The 17,336-nt window shown below is 42.7% G+C and carries 14 protein-coding genes; 12 read left to right on the forward strand and 2 right to left on the reverse strand.

The genetic code is table 11. The features are described from left to right. The first annotated feature begins 168 nt into the window (after positions 1-168). The 6 genes from B5Y40_RS17080 to B5Y40_RS17105 all read left to right on the forward strand — a co-directional run bounded on the left by B5Y40_RS17080 (position 169) and on the right by B5Y40_RS17105 (position 4,920). Positions 169-1,359 carry a M20 metallopeptidase family protein gene (locus B5Y40_RS17080; protein ID WP_079687990.1) on the forward strand — a complete coding sequence of 397 codons (1,191 nt, stop codon included), beginning with the start codon at positions 169-171 and terminating at the stop codon, positions 1,357-1,359. Positions 1,360-1,396: 37 nt separating this feature from the next. After that, a complete protein-coding gene (locus B5Y40_RS30125; protein WP_079687991.1) occupies positions 1,397-1,615 on the forward strand; it encodes a PLDc N-terminal domain-containing protein in 219 nt (72 codons plus the stop codon). 91 nt (positions 1,616-1,706) lie between these two features. Next, positions 1,707-3,317: a Na/Pi symporter gene (locus tag B5Y40_RS17090; RefSeq protein ID WP_079687992.1), complete on the forward strand. Its 1,611-nt coding sequence runs from the start codon at positions 1,707-1,709 to the stop codon at positions 3,315-3,317. 63 nt (positions 3,318-3,380) lie between these two features. After that, a complete protein-coding gene (locus tag B5Y40_RS17095) occupies positions 3,381-3,737 on the forward strand; it encodes a phage holin family protein (protein WP_079687993.1) in 357 nt (118 codons plus the stop codon). Positions 3,738-3,741: 4 nt separating this feature from the next. Further along, positions 3,742-4,155, forward strand: a complete 414-nt coding sequence (locus tag B5Y40_RS17100) for a hypothetical protein (RefSeq protein WP_079687994.1) — start codon at positions 3,742-3,744, stop codon at positions 4,153-4,155. A gap of 3 nt (positions 4,156-4,158) precedes the next feature. Continuing rightward, positions 4,159-4,920 (forward strand): phosphoglycerol geranylgeranyltransferase, encoded by a 762-nt coding sequence (locus B5Y40_RS17105; RefSeq protein WP_079687995.1) that lies wholly within the window; start codon positions 4,159-4,161, stop codon positions 4,918-4,920. A 67-nt stretch (positions 4,921-4,987) separates the two neighbouring features. Here the strand turns inward: B5Y40_RS17105 and htpG are convergent, their stop codons facing one another. Both htpG and B5Y40_RS17115 read right to left on the reverse strand, forming a co-directional pair. Next, positions 4,988-6,898, reverse strand: coding sequence for a molecular chaperone HtpG (htpG, locus tag B5Y40_RS17110; RefSeq protein ID WP_079687996.1), 1,911 nt, complete (start codon positions 6,896-6,898; stop codon positions 4,988-4,990). Positions 6,899-6,994: 96 nt separating this feature from the next. Then, positions 6,995-7,459 carry a DUF4293 domain-containing protein gene (locus B5Y40_RS17115; RefSeq protein WP_079687997.1) on the reverse strand — a complete coding sequence of 155 codons (465 nt, stop codon included), beginning with the start codon at positions 7,457-7,459 and terminating at the stop codon, positions 6,995-6,997. Between the two features lie 168 nt (positions 7,460-7,627). Between B5Y40_RS17115 and B5Y40_RS17120 the strand changes: the two genes are divergently transcribed. The 6 genes from B5Y40_RS17120 to B5Y40_RS17145 all read left to right on the forward strand — a co-directional run bounded on the left by B5Y40_RS17120 (position 7,628) and on the right by B5Y40_RS17145 (position 17,326). Continuing rightward, on the forward strand, positions 7,628-8,818 hold the full coding sequence (locus B5Y40_RS17120) for a thiolase family protein (protein ID WP_079688479.1): 1,191 nt from the start codon (positions 7,628-7,630) through the stop codon (positions 8,816-8,818). Positions 8,819-8,930: 112 nt separating this feature from the next. Beyond that, positions 8,931-9,677, forward strand: a complete 747-nt coding sequence (gene truA / locus B5Y40_RS17125; protein WP_079687998.1) for a tRNA pseudouridine(38-40) synthase TruA — start codon at positions 8,931-8,933, stop codon at positions 9,675-9,677. A 93-nt stretch (positions 9,678-9,770) separates the two neighbouring features. Further along, positions 9,771-10,250 (forward strand): 2-C-methyl-D-erythritol 2,4-cyclodiphosphate synthase, encoded by a 480-nt coding sequence (gene ispF / locus B5Y40_RS17130; protein WP_079687999.1) that lies wholly within the window; start codon positions 9,771-9,773, stop codon positions 10,248-10,250. A 71-nt stretch (positions 10,251-10,321) separates the two neighbouring features. Continuing rightward, positions 10,322-10,990: a tRNA (5-methylaminomethyl-2-thiouridine)(34)-methyltransferase MnmC2 gene (gene mnmD / locus B5Y40_RS17135; RefSeq protein WP_079688000.1), complete on the forward strand. Its 669-nt coding sequence runs from the start codon at positions 10,322-10,324 to the stop codon at positions 10,988-10,990. A 281-nt stretch (positions 10,991-11,271) separates the two neighbouring features. Then, positions 11,272-15,825 (forward strand): glutamate synthase large subunit, encoded by a 4,554-nt coding sequence (gene gltB / locus B5Y40_RS17140; protein ID WP_079688001.1) that lies wholly within the window; start codon positions 11,272-11,274, stop codon positions 15,823-15,825. Positions 15,826-15,850: 25 nt separating this feature from the next. Then, a complete protein-coding gene (locus B5Y40_RS17145; protein ID WP_079688002.1) occupies positions 15,851-17,326 on the forward strand; it encodes a glutamate synthase subunit beta in 1,476 nt (491 codons plus the stop codon). Positions 17,327-17,336: the final 10 nt, after the last annotated feature.

Genomic DNA, 17,336 nt, shown 5'->3' on the forward strand with positions numbered 1-17,336 from the left:
ACAAAGGTTATTGTTGATTGGTATTTTTCAGGTTAAGAAGACACACAGTAAGTGGCGTACCCTTAACATACCCCTAAAGTTTTCAATATTTTTATTTTCAGTCGTGGCTTTCGTGTATTTTTTTCAATCTGCCCAAGTAGCTTTACTTTTGAATCTTAATTATGCCGTATGAGTCTTTTAGATAAAATAAAATCTCTTTCGCAAGGATATAGTGAACAGGTGGTGGAGTATCGCAGATACTTGCATGCGAATCCTGAACTATCGTATAATGAATTTAATACAGTGAAGTACGTAGATGCAACCCTTCGTTCGTTTGGAGTTGATAAGATTGAAAGTCTTGCTACCACCGGTTTGGTTGCTGAAGTGAAAGGTAAGAACCCTTCGAAGAAAACAATCGCGCTTCGTGCCGATATGGACGCACTGCCCATTGTAGAAGCGAATAACGTTCCCTATAAATCAAAGAATGAAGGAGTGATGCATGCATGTGGCCATGATGTACATACTTCGTCATTATTGGGTACAGCAAAAATTCTGAATGAAATAAAAGATCAGTTCGAAGGCACCGTTCGATTTTTATTTCAACCTGGTGAAGAAAAAAATCCGGGAGGTGCTTCCTATATGATTCGTGATGGTGCACTTAAAAATCCGCAGCCTGCCGGTATAATTGGTCAACATGTTTTTCCACTTCTTCCTGCCGGAAAAATTGGCTTTCGTGAAGGGATGTATATGGCCAGTGCCGATGAAATATACCTGAAGGTAATTGGTAAAGGTGGCCATGGTGCAGCACCGGATCTTGCTATAGATCCCATCGTAATCGCATCGCACATTATCATTGCTTTACAGCAGATCATCAGCCGTAACGCAAGTCCGAAGCAACCAACGGTGCTTACCTTTGGAAACATCATTGGTAAAGGAGCCACGAACATTATACCAGATGAAGTAAATATTGCCGGTACATTTCGCGCGATGAATGAAGTATGGCGTGAATCAGGTTTAGAGAAAATAAAGAAGATGGCGGAGAGCATTGCTGAAGGAATGGGCGGACGTTGTGAAGTAGATATTTCCCGTGGTTATCCATACCTGGAAAATAATCCGGAGCTTACGCGGAGATTAAAGCTGGCTGCAGAAGAATATGTAGGCAAGGAAAATGTATATGATATAGATATAACATTAGGAGCTGAAGACTTTGCTTACTACTCACAGATAATACCAGCTTCATTTTATCGTTTGGGTACCAGCAATGTTGAGAAGGGTATTAAGTCGTATGTACATACCCCAACGTTTGATATTGATGAGGATGCCTTGAAAATCGGTCCGGGGCTGATGGCCTGGATGGCAGTGAAGGAGCTTGAGGGGTAGATTGTAATTTAAATTTCAAACTACGTACTTCGTGTTTATGGAATTACTGACCCCTGGAGTAGGACTTATTGTCTGGCTTATAGTGTCTCTGCTAAACCTGGTACTGTTTGTTATCGCTGTGGTTCTCCTTGTGAAACAAAGGATACCTGCTGTTGACAAGTTATTGTGGTTTGCAATTATACTCTGTATACCTATTATTGGCAGTGGAATATATTTGGTGAGCGGTTACTCGTCGGCAAAACGTGAGCGATCTTAGTATTCGATCTGTATATTAAAACTATGTTAAGAATATTAATGAACTATACTTCTTCCATTACCTGACTTATCTTTACGTTCACTGCAATCCTTTGGAAACCACACCACTCACTGATCCCAATAAAAAAATCTGGAGCAACCTCCGGATCGTCCTCTATATTTTAGGTGCCTTAATACTTTTTCTTTTTGCGCTCGACCTGCTGACGTCATCGCTTCAACACCTTGGAGGCAACGTTGCTGAAACCATTTTGTTGGCAACATCAAATCCATTTGCCGGCTTGTTCATCGGTTTACTTATCACGGCAATGCTGCAAAGCAGTTCCACTACTACATCGCTGGTGGTTGCATTTGTTGCTTCAGGTGCGATTACTTTAGAGAGCGCTATCCCGATCATTATGGGAGCGAACGTGGGCACAACCATCACGAGCATGATTGTGTCCTTGGGTTTTATCAGTCGTAAAAAAGAATTCCGAAGAGCTGTATCAGCGGGATCGTATCACGTATTCTTCAACATCCTTACCGTTGTTGTTTTGTTCCCGCTCGAGTATTACTATGGTTTTCTATCAAATATATCATCGCATATAGCGGGGTATTTCTTTACACCCTCTGCGCTTGTCGTGGAAAAAGAAATTTCACATTCATGGTCTGGGTTCTGGCCGTTTACAGATTTTCTACAACGCATCATTCCAAGTTCATTTATACTTACTATTCTGGCACTGGCACTGTTATTCAGTTCCATTCTTATTTTCCGCCGGCTTATCTCAAATTTGCTCAAAGCAAAATCACCGGAAGTATTCAGTCGTTTCTTTTTTAAGAATCAGATAAAATCTTTTTCGTGGGGTCTGCTCACAACAGCAGCCATTCGCTCCAGTACGATTACTACATCTGTGGTGGTGCCCATCGTTGGTAAAAAAATCGCCAGTCTCAAACAGGCAGCGCCTTTCATTATGGGCGCAAATGTAGGCACAACCATTACAGCATTTATAGCGGCAACCTTAAACGCCAATACGAGCAGTACCATAAGTATAGCGATTGCGCATTTTCTCTTTAACATCATTGGTGTACTTCTATTCTTTCCTATACCTGTACTTCGGAAATTGCCAATGGAACTTGCCAACGGGTTGGGTAAATTAACATTGAAGTACCGCCTTGTCGGATTTCTTTTTCTACTGCTTACGTTTTTCTTTATTCCGTTCTCGCTGATTTACTTTAACCAGGATTCCATTCAGACGTATCATCTCACGTATGAAAAGAATGAAGCGAATGATCCATCATCATACTATAGGATTGTAGCACGCATCAACAAGCGCAAGCAAAGCGGTGAATGGTCGCAGTATCAGGGCAAAGAATCTATTACAGGTGAAGAACCATCGTTGATTTATCCTGTATCGGTAAAGAACACGACCCTGTTTGTTGGTGATAAAATGTTTTTGCTCGACAGGCCAGGCTTTTGTTGGGATGGTACTGATGATCAAGGGCAGTACAACGCTTGTATTGACCGGATCGTAAAACGCTTGGACCTTTCATCCTATACATTTGATTCGGTATATGTATGCAGCGTGAAGTATCAAAAATCTTCCGATTCAACTACGCATCGCTATTTCATCAGTGCACCCCTTAAACTGATGCTGCAACACGAAGTAATTCAGCATGACAGCGTTACTGTAACCCGCGAAAAACTGGTGGGTTTTGAACATCAGTAGCATCTGAAAAAGTCCGATCTTCTGTCTATATTGCATGAACTCATTTTATACGCTAAAAGGAACATGATTAAGGAATCTGTGTTAAAGTTTTTAAAGCTCGATAGTTTGGTTCAGAATCTCACAGGCTATGTGGAGACCAAAGTTGAGTTGATGAAGCTGGAGATAAAGGAAGATTTAGCGAAGGGATTGTCGCGGGTTGCTGTGTTTATAGTACTCGCATTTACCTTTGTATTGTTTATCGTTTTCTTCAGTGTAGCTGTCGCTTTTAAATTAGGAGAATCGATGGGCACTTTTGGAGGTTTCGCAGTGGTTGCCGGATTTTATTTATTGTTGGCAATCGTTACATTTTTATCGCGCGAAAACATCTTCAATAAATTAGAAAAAGAGCTTGGTGAATTAATGACAAAAAAGAAAAAGTAACATTATGGAATTGCTTGAGACCAACGATATGAAAAGTGAGTTGCTGAAAAAGTCAGCAAGACATCGTGAGGAACTTGAAGAGGAAGTAAAGCTTATCTCGGAGCGTACCGGAAAAGTATTAACCAACGCATTAATTATAGGAGGATCATTGGCAGCAACCTATTTCCTGGTTCGTCAGTTATCCGGAGGTTCAAAGTCAAAAAAATCCAAACGAAGAAAAGTAAAAATAGTGAAGGCAATGGCAGCACCGGAGCATGTTGTAGAGGCAGAAGTCGTTGCTGAACCTTCAACACCGGGTATAGTATCGCATATTGGTACTGTGCTGGCGGGGCAAGCCATGACTATATTACTCAATATAGCGAAGGAGAAACTCGGTGAATACCTGAGTGCGAAAGAAGAGGCGAAGACAGAAAAATAGTTCATGAATATTATTCAATCACTGCGCGCGCGAAGGGAAGCTGGAAAGAAATCAATTGCTATCCTGATCGATCCGGATAAGGTTGAAGAACCTTCACATCTTAACCAGTTGATCAATCTGGCCAGTGAGAACTGTGTTGATTTTTTCTTTGTAGGCGGAAGCCTTGTTACTACTATAAATCTTTCTGAAGTAGTAAAACAGATCAAGCAGAACGTTACAATTCCGGTTATACTTTTCCCGGGGAATTCCATGCAGATCGATTCTTCTGCAGACGCTATTTTGTTTCTGTCGTTGATCTCCGGAAGAAATCCTGAGTTGTTGATTGGACAACATGTTATAGCAGCACCTGTTATTCGCAATACAAAGCTCGAGGTGATCCCAACAGGGTATATGTTGATCAACTCCGGACGAACTACTTCCGTTGCCTATATCAGCAATACAATGCCTATACCCGATGATAAGTATTCGCTTGCCGCCTGTACTGCAATGGCTGGTGAGATGCTTGGGCTACAGGCCATGTATCTAGATGCTGGCAGCGGAGCCGAAAAAGAAATCAGTGCGCGTATGATTGCTTCTGTTCGAAAGGCTATTAATGTGCCGCTCATTGTTGGTGGAGGAATCAACACCAGTCAGAAAGCGTTCAAAGCATTAGAAGCCGGAGCCGATATGATTGTAATTGGTAACGCATTAGAGAAAGAACCTGAGTTGCTCATTGAAATTGCCGACAAGGTATATGAGTGGAACCAAAGTGCAGCAGGTCAATAAAGTAAGCCTATAAAAAAAGGTGCTCCGTTCGTGAAGCACCTCCTTAAAATATATATAATCTTATTCGTTACGAAACCAGTTCAACACTTCGTTTGATGAAGTTCGTAAGATCTGCACCCGTCAACAGGTTTTGTGAAAGGAGTGCAAGATCGTAAGCTTGTTTTGCAAGTTTAGCTTTAGCTTCATCGCCTTCTGCTTTCAGAATTTTTTGTGTGATCGCGTGATTTCCGTTTATGGCTACATTATAATTGTCAGGCATAGCACCCATAAAGGCATAACCGCCTCCGCCTGTCTTCGCCATGTCTTTCATCCTGCGCATAAACTCACTCATCGTAACCACTACAGGAAGATCGTTAGGCGACATCGGTTCAATAGCAACTGAAAAGTTTTTATTGTTGATAGCTTTTTCAAATACACCTTTAATCTGTTCCTGCTCTTCAGTGCTTAATACACTTTCGATTTTTTCACCCTTATCGATAAGCTTGTCGGCAGTCTCGCTATCAACACGTTTTAATTGTGTCTTCTCGAGTTTTTGTTCCAGCGTGTTAATGAAATGGCTGTCCAATACTCCGTCCAGCAAGATCACATCATACGCCTTATTTTTTGCTCCCTGAATAAAGCTGTCTTGTTTGCCAGGGTCAGAAGTATATATATAGATGATGTTGCCGTCTTTGTCTGTTTGGTTCGGCTTCACCTTCTCTTTGTATTCTTCAAAGGTAAAGTACTGCTTGTCTACGTTCTTGAATAGCGTAAAGTCTTTAGCCTTTTCATAGAATTTTTCATCACTGATAATTCCATACTTTACAAAGATGTTGATATCGTCCCACTTCTTCTCGAAGTCAGCACGATCTTTTTTGAAGAGCTCCTGTAATTTATCACCAACCTTCTTAGTAATGTGCTGGCTGATTTTCTTTACGTTGGCATCACTCTGTAAGTAACTGCGTGATACGTTCAGCGGTATATCCGGAGAATCCAATACACCATGCAACAGCATCAGGAAGTCAGGCACTACATCTTTTACTTCATCGGTAATAAATACCTGGCGAGAGTATAGCTGTATTTTATTCCGTTGTAACTCGAAATCATTCTTCACTTTTGGGAAGTAAAGAACACCGGTTAAGTTAAAAGGATAGTCAACGTTCAGGTGAATCCAGAACAACGGTTCTTCCGAGAAAGGATATAGCTCCTTATAGAATTTCAGATAATCTTCATCCTTTAACTCGCTTGGAGACTTTGCCCAAAGCGGAGCAGGGTTGTTAATGATCTGGTCAACAGTAACACTTTTGAATTTAGGTTTACCTTCTTCATCGGTACCATCTTCAACACTTTCTTCTTTTGTGCCGAATTTGATTTCTACCGGAAGGAACTTGCAATATTTTTCAAGTATAGATTTCAGTCTCCACTCATCTAAAAATTCTTCAGACTCGCTGTTGATATATAGGATGACATCTGAACCACGATCTTTTTTGGTTGTAGAGGTAAGTTCAAACTCCGTTGAGCCATCGCATTCCCAACGCGCTGCTTCATTCTCAGCGGCTTTAAATGAACGCGACACGATTTCAACTTTATCCGCCACCATGAAAGCCGAGTAGAATCCAAGTCCAAATTTCCCGATGATGTCTTTTGCATCACCTTTGTCTTTGAATTTTTCTACAAACTCTGCTGCACCCGAAAAAGCGATTTGGTTGATATACTTTTTGATTTCATCGCCCGTCATACCGATACCTCTATCGCTTACGGTGATGGTCTTTTTATCTTTATCGAAACTTACCTCAACACGAAGCTCGCCAAGATCACCATTGAACTCACCGATAGAAGAAAGCTTTTTAAGTTTCTGCGTGGCATCTACTGCATTCGACACTAACTCGCGCAGGAATATTTCATGATCAGAATAAAGGAACTTCTTAATGATTGGAAAAATATTCTCCGTGTGAATGGAGATCGTACCTTTTTCTCGTACTTCTGCTGTTTCTGCCATAGTTGTCAGGTTTTAAACGGTTTTTAAATAAAAAATCCTCGATGGCGAGGATTTCAAATGTTATTCCAGAAAGATAAGCGTGTCAGGATGGCAGCATTACCGAAGCCGATCTGAATCGCGCACGAGTTTTTCATCGCGCTTGATAAACCGGATCGCCACCCAATTGCAGACTACAGCAATAGCCGGGAGCCAAAGTCCAAATCCATATTTTCCACCTTGAAATGTTTTAATCATTGTGGTGCCAAAGTAAACGGCAGCGCACATGGCTATAGCGATGATAAGCGAATTCAGCGCCCCCATTTTTATTTGCGTAATTCTGTCTTTGAATTTTCTGATCTCCAGAAAAGCCAGCGTTGCAGCAGCAATCAACAAGATGGCAGTTATAGAATAAGGAAAGTATGTAGTGTTGCGTGCGCCATTTTCAATGATGCTATAGTGCAGTGCATACAGCTCATGCGATTTGCCGGAAGGATCCTGAAAGACCCAGATCGGTAAGAAGATTGCTGCGACTAAACTAACAATGGCGATCGCCAGAAATACCGTTTGAATTCTTTGCCACATGTGCTTGTTGCGTTAACTTGCTTACTTTGTTATAAGCTCGGCAAAAGTAAAAAGAAAAATTTAACCCGCTACTTTCAAAACAGATATGTAGCATTCCCGGAGGTTATATCAAAGCTTAAACAAATCCGGATTTGTTAGTTGGTTAAGTTTCCATGAACGATGATGCCTATGAAGTCTGTATATATTGTTGATATAGTGCGTACACCGGTTGGTAAATATGGCGGAGCGTTGGCGTCTGTACGACCCGATGACCTGGCGGCTCATGCTATTCGTGAATTGCTGAAACGAAATCCATCCATAGATATAGGTTTGATTGAAGATGTAATTGTTGGCGCTGCAAATCAGGCAGGGGAGGATAACCGGAATGTTGCCCGTATGGCGTTGTTGCTCGCAGGCTTGCCTGTGGAAGTTGCCGGAGTAACTGTAAACCGGTTGTGTGCTTCGGGTTTGCAGGCGATTATGCAGGCGGCTCAAGGCATCATGACGGGCAATGGCGATATGTATATAGCCGGTGGTGTTGAAAGTATGAGTCGCGCTCCTTTTGTGATGGCAAAATCAGAAGAGCCGTTCGCGCGTAAACAGGAGTTGATCGATACGACACTTGGTTGGCGTTTTATCAATTCAAAACTTTCCAGACTATATCATCCATACTCGATGGGAGAGACGGCAGAAAATGTAGCGGAGAAATGGAAGGTGAGTCGTGAAGAACAAGATGCATTTGCATTTCAATCACAAGTAAAATATCAGCAGGCAAATCAAGCAGGGAAATTTAAAGAAGAGATCGTGCCGGTGCCTAAATCAAAAGATGAATTTTTCCTTTTTGAAAAAGATGAACACCCGCGTACCACGACTATTGAAAAGTTGAGTTCGTTGAAGCCTGCCTTCAAGGAGAATGGTACGGTAACAGCAGGAAATTCATCCGGTATAAATGATGGTGCTGCTGCGTGCTTGTTAGTAACGGAAGATATACTTCAGAAATTCAACCTTACTCCACTGGCAAAAATAGTTTCGACTGCCATTGCTGGTGTTGATCCTGCCTATATGGGAGTAGGGCCTGTACCGGCTGCACAAAAAGCATTGAAACGTGCCGGATTAAAAATTACAGACATCGGATTAACGGAACTCAACGAAGCGTTTGCCTCTCAATCTATAGCCTGTATTCGCGATCTTGATCTTAATCCAGAAAATGTAAATGTAAATGGTGGGGCTATTGCTATAGGCCATCCGCTTGGTTGCAGCGGTGTGCGGATCAGCGCTACTTTGCTGTACGAAATGCGAAGAAGAAATATACAGTATGGGTTGGCAACGATGTGTATTGGTGTCGGACAGGGTGCTGCAATTATTTTTGAAAAAGTATAGCAGGGAAAAAGTAATTTTGCAATCATGAACACACCGAGATTTTTCAGACAGCAGAATTCTATCTATATATCTTGCTTTCTCCTTTTTATTTCTCTCTTCAGCTTTTGAATTCATGCGTTACTTTTTTGAAATAAGTTATAACGGTGGTCACTACAATGGCTGGCAAAGCCAGAATAATGCGTTGGGTGTGCAAACCGTAGTAGAAAATGCGCTTACTAAATTACTACGCGAAGAAATTAAAATAGTAGGAAGCGGACGAACAGATACCGGTGTTCATTGTGAGCAACAATTTTTTCATGCTGATATTGAAAAGGAATTTGATACCAATACGCTTATACAAAAGTTAAATTCCTTTTTGCCCAAGGATATAGCAATTCCTTTTATCCACAAGGTGAAGCCCGATGCACATGCACGTTACGATGCTGTTGAGCGTACCTATATTTACAGAATCACACGCACAAAAAATCCTTTTCTTGAAGGGCTCGCTTTATATTATTTCAAGAGTGTAAATATTGACTTAATGAATAAAGCTGCTTCTTCGATGCTCGGCTCACATGACTTCGAGAGTTTCAGTAAAGTAAAAACAGATGTAAATCATTTTCTGTGCGATATAAAAAAGGCGGAATGGAAAGCGCATGGAGCCTCGCTTGAATTTACAATTACCGCCAATCGTTTTTTAAGGGGAATGGTACGGGCAACCGTAGGAACATTGCTGGATGTAGGCACCGAAAAAATTTCTCTAAAGGAATTTGAAGCTATACTGCAAGTCCGCGATCGAAAAAAGGCAGGCGCCAATGTTCCGCCTCACGGCCTATATCTTGTGAAAGTAAAATATCCATCCAGTGTTTTTATTAAATAAGGATGGGAGTATAAATATACTTTGTGCAACTTTGCATGCATTGCCTGGAGCCATTTGTGCTCTGCATCAAATCAGTAACAAGACTAAAGTAAGATGAAGATACGAGTAGGAATGGGCTTCGATGTACACGAGCTCGAAGAAGGACGAGACTTCTGGTTGGGTGGAATTAAACTTCCTGCCAGTAAAGGTGCCGTTGGACACTCCGATGCTGATGTTTTAATTCACGCTATCTGCGATGCCCTGCTTGGCGCGGCTAACCTCCGCGACATCGGTTTCCATTTTGCCAATACGGATAACCGTTGGAAAGGTATGGATAGCAAATTTTTTCTGAAGGAAGTAACAAACATGCTCCACGAAAAAGGATGGCGTATCGGAAATGTAGACTGCACCATTTGTCTTGAACGTCCCAAGGTAAATCCTCACATTGATGAAATGAAAAAAGTGTTGGCACCGCTCATGAATATTTCGGAAGACGATGTGTCGATCAAAGCAACTACCAATGAAAAACTTGGATACGTTGGCCGCGAAGAGGGCGTTAATGCTTCAGCGGTTGCGTTGATCACGAAAGAGTAACTTCAATATCGTGAGCTTCTGCAAGGAGGAATATATATATATATGGTACAATAAAATCGCATAGTCATCTCATGGGCATAGAAATAATTACTACATCGGATGGCTCTCATTCATTGTTGAATACGGAACTAGATGAAACGTATCACTCCAGGCATGGAGCCGTTCAGGAATCCATTCACGTTTTTATAAAGGAGGGGCTTGATTATTTCCTCCGAAGACAAAATGCAACGGATATAGCTATACTTGAAGTTGGGTTTGGTACAGGTCTCAACGCGTTGCTCACTCTTCAACGTGCACAGGAAATTCCGAATTCTATTCACTATACTTCGTTGGAGACGTATCCGATTCCGGAGGAGATTTGGTCGAAGCTGAACTATATAGATTCAGTGGGACTGAAAGAAAAATTTGATCAACTTCATCAGGCTCCATGGAACAGTGCGACATATATACTTCCGAACTTTGAGCTGCAAAAACGAAACGTCACGTTGCAGCAAGCGGATTTATCGACAGGTTTTGATTTGATATATTTTGATGCCTTTGCTCCAAACAAGCAACCCGAAATGTGGGAGATTGATGTTTTGAAAAAGGTGGTTGACGCGATGAAAATTGACGGTGTCTTCGTTACGTATTGTGCAAAAGGCCAGCTAAAACGTGACTTGAAATCATTGGGATTAGTCGTTGAAACATTGGCTGGTCCACCCGGAAAAAAGGAAATGGTGCGCGGAGTGAAGAAAAGTTAACAAGAACACAAAATTCAATTCATACTTGGTAAAGATCGTTGCAAATACTTCAACCGTTTTCTGTAATTGTTGAATTTTTCAAAATTGGACATGGTGCAATCGTGTTCGTTTTTTACATTTTAAAATGTTTTGAATCAAATCTGAAAAGATTCCAAAAATTCTGCTCTTTCTTACTTTGCCAAATATTTCTTCTGTTTTATCTCTATTTTTATAGGCTCCGTTTTGCCCTAAACGGAATTTTACACACCCATTTACAACCAGACAACTAACCAGAAAGAAAGATGAAAGAAACAACCAGCCGTGGTTTGTACACCCCAGAACTGGAACACGATGCCTGTGGTATCGGCTTTGTCGCTAACATCAATGGCACAAAAACGAACCAGAATTTGCTTGACGCGCTCACCATGCTTGAAAACATGGAACACCGCGGAGGCAAAGGCAGCAGTCCGAAGACAGGAGATGGCGCGGGTGTACTGATTCAAATCCCCCATGATTTTTTTGTTGAAGAAGCGAAACGCCTTGGCTTCGAGCTCCCGGCTCCCGGCAAGTATGGCGTTGGTATGGTTTTCTTCCCACGCGACAAAAAAGTAAGCAATGCTTGCCGCGAGGTATTGCGTAAGAACATCAAAGAACTTGGCCTTGATCTGATCGGCTTCCGCGTTGTGCCGGTAGATCACAGTGTGCCAGGTCCGGGTGCAGCGGAAGTTGAGCCTGTCATCGAGCAGGTGTTTGTGAAGCCAACAGATGAAACTGTTGTGGGCGATGCCTTCGAACGAAAACTTTTTATACTGCGCAATTACTCTCAGCACATTGTTGCCAATACAGTAAAAGGTAATAACAAGGAATTTTATATCACCAGTTTTTCTGCGCGTACTATTGTTTACAAAGGACAACTTCGTACAGAGCAACTAAGAATATATTTCAATGATCTTCAGGATACACGTTTGAAAACAGCGATGGCGCTGGTTCACTCGCGTTTCTCTACGAATACATTTCCGAACTGGAAGTTAGCACAGCCTTTCCGGTATATAGCGCACAATGGTGAGATCAATACCATTCGTGGTAACGTAAACAAAATGAAGTCGAAGGAAGCACTCTTCAAGTCGACTATGTTTACAGACGAAGAGTTGAAAAAGCTTTTGCCAATTACAAGCCCGGATGGTTCCGACTCTGCTAACCTCGATGCACTGGTTGAAATGCTGGTGTTGTCAGGCCGCACGATTCCTCACGTTATGATGATGCTTGTGCCGGAAGCATGGCAGGATAACAAACTGATGGATCCACACAGAAAAGCATTTTATAAATATCATGCTTCCATGATGGAGCCGTGGGACGGTCCTGCTGCATTGGTGTTTACCGATGGTGTGCGCATAGGCGCTACGTTGGATCGTAACGGACTTCGTCCACTTCGCTATTGCGTTACACGTTCTGGTCGTGTGATTGCAGCATCAGAAGCAGGCGCGTTGACTATAGATCCAAAAGATATTGTCGAAAAAGGACGCATCACACCCGGTAAGATGTTGATGATCGATACCGAAAAAGGTAAAGTCCTCGATGACGAAAAAGTAAAGCGTTCCGTTTACGAAGGGAAATCATACTATAACTGGATCATTCAGAATCGCCTCAAGCTTCGTCTTGAGCCGGAAGTTGAATGGGTTGAGACAAGCTTCGATGAGAAGACATTGATCCAACGCCAGAATGCTTACGGATATACTACAGAAGACGTAAAGACGGTCATCCTTCCAATGGCCGAAAAAGGTTATGAAGCGATTGGCTCCATGGGCGATGATACTCCGCTCGCGGTCCTTTCGAAAGAAAGCCGTCACATTTCTAATTATTTCAAACAGCATTTTGCTCAGGTAAGTAACCCTCCTATAGATCCGATCCGTGAACGATTGGTGATGTCTCTCTTCACACGTGTCGGTGCAAGCTTCAACGTGTTGGATGAAACACCAGAGCATACACGCCAGATACACATCTCACAACCTGTGTTGCTGAATGAAGATCTTGAAAAATTAAAACACTTGCAGGATCAGGGTTTTGAATACGCAGTAATTCAATGTGTGTTCAAAGCAGATGGTGAACCTGGAAGACTCGATGAAAGTATAACACGTATTTGTTGTGAAGCTGAGAAAGCAGTTCGTGCCGGCAAGAAGATATTAATTCTTTCCGACAGAAAGATTAGCAATGAATATGCACCCATCCCTTCACTATTATCAGTAGGATCCGTTCATCAATACCTTGTTGAAAAACGTATTCGTACACAAGCTGGTCTTGTTGTAGAAGCAGGTGATGCGTGGGAAGTTCAACACTTTGCAACCATCATCGGGTATGGTGCCAGTGCCGTGAATCCATATATAGCATTGGAGACTATACATTCAATGAACAAGCACGGCATGTTCTACAAGCCGCTTGCCGATGAAGAAGTGTTTGCAAATTTCCAGAAAGCTATAGGAAACGGTTTGCTGAAAGTAATGTCGAAGATGGGGATCAGCACGCTGCAATCATACCAGTCGTCACAGATTTTTGAAGCCGTAGGATTAGGCAGCGATGTAGTGGAAAAATGTTTCCGTGGCACGATCAGCCGCATCGAAGGTTTGTCATTCGATGACCTTGCACAGGAAGTATTGGTTCGTCATCGCCTTGCCTTTGAAAACGAAGCGAAAGAACTTCAGGTCGGTGGTATATATCAGTGGAAACGCAGAGGCGAGAAACACATGTTTAGTCCTGAAGTAATTCACTTGCTTCAGTATTCCACGAAGACCAACAACTATGAGCAGTATAAGAAATATGCTCAGAAGATAAACGATCAAACCCGTGATCAGTTAACGATCCGCGGATTGTTTGAATTTAAGAAACGCAACGCTATACCATTGAGTGAAGTAGAGCCTGTAGAAGAAATCTTCAAACGCTTTGCTACCGGTGCTATGTCATTCGGATCTATATCATTTGAAGCGCATACAACACTCGCTATAGCGATGAACCGCATTGGCGGAAAAAGCAATAGCGGTGAAGGTGGAGAAGATGAGATCCGCTATGAGAAAAAAGAAAATGGCGACTGGGAACGTTCTGCTATCAAGCAGGTTGCTTCCGGACGTTTCGGTGTGACAAGTTACTATCTATCGAATGCCGATGAGTTGCAGATCAAAATGGCACAAGGCGCAAAGCCTGGTGAAGGTGGTCAGCTTCCCGGACATAAAGTAGATGAATGGATTGGTCGTGTGCGTCACTCAACACCGGGTGTTGGTTTGATATCACCTCCTCCTCACCACGATATATACTCAATCGAAGATTTAGCGCAATTAATTTTCGATTTGAAAAATGCCAATCGTCAGGCGCGTATCAATGTGAAGCTTGTATCCCAAGCGGGTGTCGGTACCGTTGCGGCCGGTGTTGCCAAAGCGAAGGCTGATGCTATTCTTATTTCTGGTGCCGATGGCGGAACCGGTGCATCGCCAATCAGCTCCATGCGTCACGCAGGTTTACCTTGGGAACTTGGTTTAGCAGAAGCACATCAGACACTGGTAAAAAATAATTTAAGAAGTCGCGTTACACTGCAAACAGACGGACAGATCCGTACTGGTAAAGATATAGCTGTAGCTGCTATGCTGGGTGCTGAAGAGTGGGGTGTTGCAACGGCAGCCCTGGTCGTAGAAGGATGTATCATGATGCGGAAGTGTCACTTGAATACATGTCCTGTAGGTATAGCTACTCAAGATCCTGATCTGCGCAAGCTGTTTACAGGTGATCCTGATCACGTAGTAAATTTCTTCCGCTTCCTGGCACAGGATCTTCGTGAAAATATGGCGGAGCTTGGTTTCAGAACAGTAAATGAAATGATCGGACGCACGGATATGCTGCGCGTTCGTCAGGATGTTGAACATTGGAAAGTGAAGAAGCTTGATCTTTCTCCTATACTTCACCAGGAAAGTGCGCGCGAGGGTGTCGGACTATATAAGCAGATCGAACAAGATTTCGAACTTGAAAAAGTACTCGACTGGAAACTTGTTGAGGCCGCACGTCCTGCACTCGATGATGCAGAAGCGGTACAAGAGAAGTTTATCATTCACAATATAGATCGTTCTGTCGGAGCATTACTCTCGAATGAAATTTCGAAGAAGTATAAAGGCAAAGGCTTACCGGAAGATACTATTCATTTTCAATTCAAGGGTTCTGCAGGACAAAGCTTTGCTGTGTTCGGAGCACCTGGGTTAACATTCGAACTTGAAGGTGAAGCGAACGATTATTTTGGAAAAGGTTTATCAGGTGCTAAACTGATTATCTATCCTGATAAGGAAGCAACCTTTAAACCTGAAGACAATATCATCATTGGTAACGTAGCGTTCTACGGAGCTACATCTGGTGAAGCCTATATAAGAGGTCAGGCAGGTGAACGTTTCTGCGTTCGTAACTCCGGAGTAACGACCGTTGTAGAAGGTGTAGGCGACCATGCTTGTGAGTATATGACCGGTGGCCGTGTTGTTATTCTTGGTAAAACAGGTAAGAACTTCGCAGCTGGTATGAGTGGTGGTATAGCGTATGTCTTCGATCCTGAAAATGCATTGGAGCGTTTGTGTAACCGTGAAATGGTGGATCTTGAAACGCTGGAAGATGAAGACAAGGCAGAAGTAAAAGCCATGATCGAAAAGCATCACAAATATACCGGCAGTGATCCTGCCGAGTGGGTGCTCGAGAACTGGGAAACTGCCAGTGATCTTTTTGTAAAAGTGATGCCTCGTGATTACAAGGCTGTCATTCAAAAACAAAAAGCGCAGTCACGCCAGGCTGTTAACGGCAAGGTTACGCCAGCAGCACCAGCACTTCTTAAAAAATAATCACCAATAACAGACGCAACGAGACATGGGACAGATAGATGGATTTATGAAATTTGATCGCGAGATGCCCAAATCACGTGATCCAAAAGAACGTATAAAAGATTACAAGGAAGTATATAACCCGCTTGACAAAGAGAAGGTAAAACAGCAGGCCGCCCGTTGTATGGATTGTGGCGTTCCGTTTTGCCACAACGGTTGTCCACTGGGAAATAATATACCTGACTTTAACGATGCAGTATATAATGGCAAGTGGGAAGAGGCTATCAAAATACTGAGCAGCACGAATAACTTTCCGGAATTTACAGGAAGGATTTGTCCTGCGCCTTGCGAAGCAAGCTGTGTACTGAGCATTAACAATAAACCTGTTACGATTGAGTATATAGAAAAGACAATCGCTGAACAGGCATTCGAAAAAGGTTATCTCAAACCGACACCTCCCAAGCAAAGAACCGGTAAACGTGTTGCTGTTGTAGGGTCAGGTCCTGCGGGACTTGCTGCTGCTGCACAATTAAATAAAGCTGGTCATTGGGTAACTGTATTTGAACGCAGTGACCGGATCGGTGGACTTCTTCGCTATGGTATACCTGATTTCAAATTAGAGAAGCATGTCATTGACAGAAGACTTCGCTTGATGGAACAGGAAGGCATTGTGTTCCGCACAAACGCGCACGTAGGTGTAAACATCAGCGCGAAGCATTTGCAAGACGAGTTCGATGCTGTTGTAATGTGTGGAGGTGCTTCGGCACCACGCGACCTTCCTATACCAGGAAGACAATTGAAAGGTGTACACTTCGCGATGGAGTTTTTATCACAGCAGAACAAGCGTGGTGCTGGTGATAATATTTTCGTGGAAGAAATTTTAGCTACGGATAAAAATGTATTGGTGATTGGTGGTGGTGATACCGGATCAGATTGTGTCGGCACATCAAATCGTCATAAAGCAAAATCAGTATCACAAATTGAATTGCTGGCCAAGCCTCCGTTAACTCGTAATGAAGAATCAAATCCATGGCCGCTGTGGCCGATGATTCTGAACACTTCATCTTCACATGAAGAAGGGGTTGATCGCCAATGGGCAATTCTCACCAAAGAATTTATAGGGGATAACAGCGGTCGTCTTACAGGATTAAAAACGGTTGACATCAAGTGGGGTTTGAATGCGCAAGGAAGAATGGGCTTCGAAGAAATTCCAGGATCAGAAAAAGTGATTCCTTGTGAGTTAGCATTGTTAGCCATTGGATTTGTTGGTGCTGAAAAAGGTGGCCTTGTAGATGAGCTGAAGCTTGAGCTCGATGAGCGCGGCAACATCAAAACTACAAACTACATGAGCACGCAGGAAGGCGTCTTCTCTGCAGGCGATGTACGCAGAGGTCAGTCGCTCGTTGTTTGGGCAATCTCTGAAGGACGCGAAGCAGCACGTGCTGTCGATACGTGGTTGATGGGATCATCCAATCTGGAAGCAAAAGATGAATCGTTTGTTCACATTGAACAAGAAGCATAAGCAAAGTACT

It is taken from the genome of Ohtaekwangia koreensis, assembly GCF_900167975.1.
Classification (GTDB): domain Bacteria; phylum Bacteroidota; class Bacteroidia; order Cytophagales; family Cyclobacteriaceae; genus Ohtaekwangia; species Ohtaekwangia koreensis.

Excerpts from the sequence above, each read along its gene's own strand:
- truA (WP_079687998.1), top strand. The coding sequence starts at position 8,931 with ATGCGTTACTTTTTTGAAATAAGTTATAACGGTGGTCACTACAATGGC.
- B5Y40_RS17095 (WP_079687993.1), top strand. The coding sequence starts at position 3,381 with ATGATTAAGGAATCTGTGTTAAAGTTTTTAAAGCTCGATAGTTTGGTT.
- htpG (WP_079687996.1), bottom strand. The coding sequence starts at position 6,898 with ATGGCAGAAACAGCAGAAGTACGAGAAAAAGGTACGATCTCCATTCAC.
- B5Y40_RS17120 (WP_079688479.1), top strand. The coding sequence starts at position 7,628 with ATGAAGTCTGTATATATTGTTGATATAGTGCGTACACCGGTTGGTAAA.
- B5Y40_RS17100 (WP_079687994.1), top strand. The coding sequence starts at position 3,742 with ATGGAATTGCTTGAGACCAACGATATGAAAAGTGAGTTGCTGAAAAAG.
- B5Y40_RS17145 (WP_079688002.1), top strand. The coding sequence starts at position 15,851 with ATGGGACAGATAGATGGATTTATGAAATTTGATCGCGAGATGCCCAAA.
- B5Y40_RS17080 (WP_079687990.1), top strand. The coding sequence starts at position 169 with ATGAGTCTTTTAGATAAAATAAAATCTCTTTCGCAAGGATATAGTGAA.
- B5Y40_RS17115 (WP_079687997.1), bottom strand. The coding sequence starts at position 7,459 with ATGTGGCAAAGAATTCAAACGGTATTTCTGGCGATCGCCATTGTTAGT.
- mnmD (WP_079688000.1), top strand. The coding sequence starts at position 10,322 with ATGGGCATAGAAATAATTACTACATCGGATGGCTCTCATTCATTGTTG.
- gltB (WP_079688001.1), top strand. The coding sequence starts at position 11,272 with ATGAAAGAAACAACCAGCCGTGGTTTGTACACCCCAGAACTGGAACAC.
- B5Y40_RS17105 (WP_079687995.1), top strand. The coding sequence starts at position 4,159 with ATGAATATTATTCAATCACTGCGCGCGCGAAGGGAAGCTGGAAAGAAA.
- ispF (WP_079687999.1), top strand. The coding sequence starts at position 9,771 with ATGAAGATACGAGTAGGAATGGGCTTCGATGTACACGAGCTCGAAGAA.
- B5Y40_RS30125 (WP_079687991.1), top strand. The coding sequence starts at position 1,397 with ATGGAATTACTGACCCCTGGAGTAGGACTTATTGTCTGGCTTATAGTG.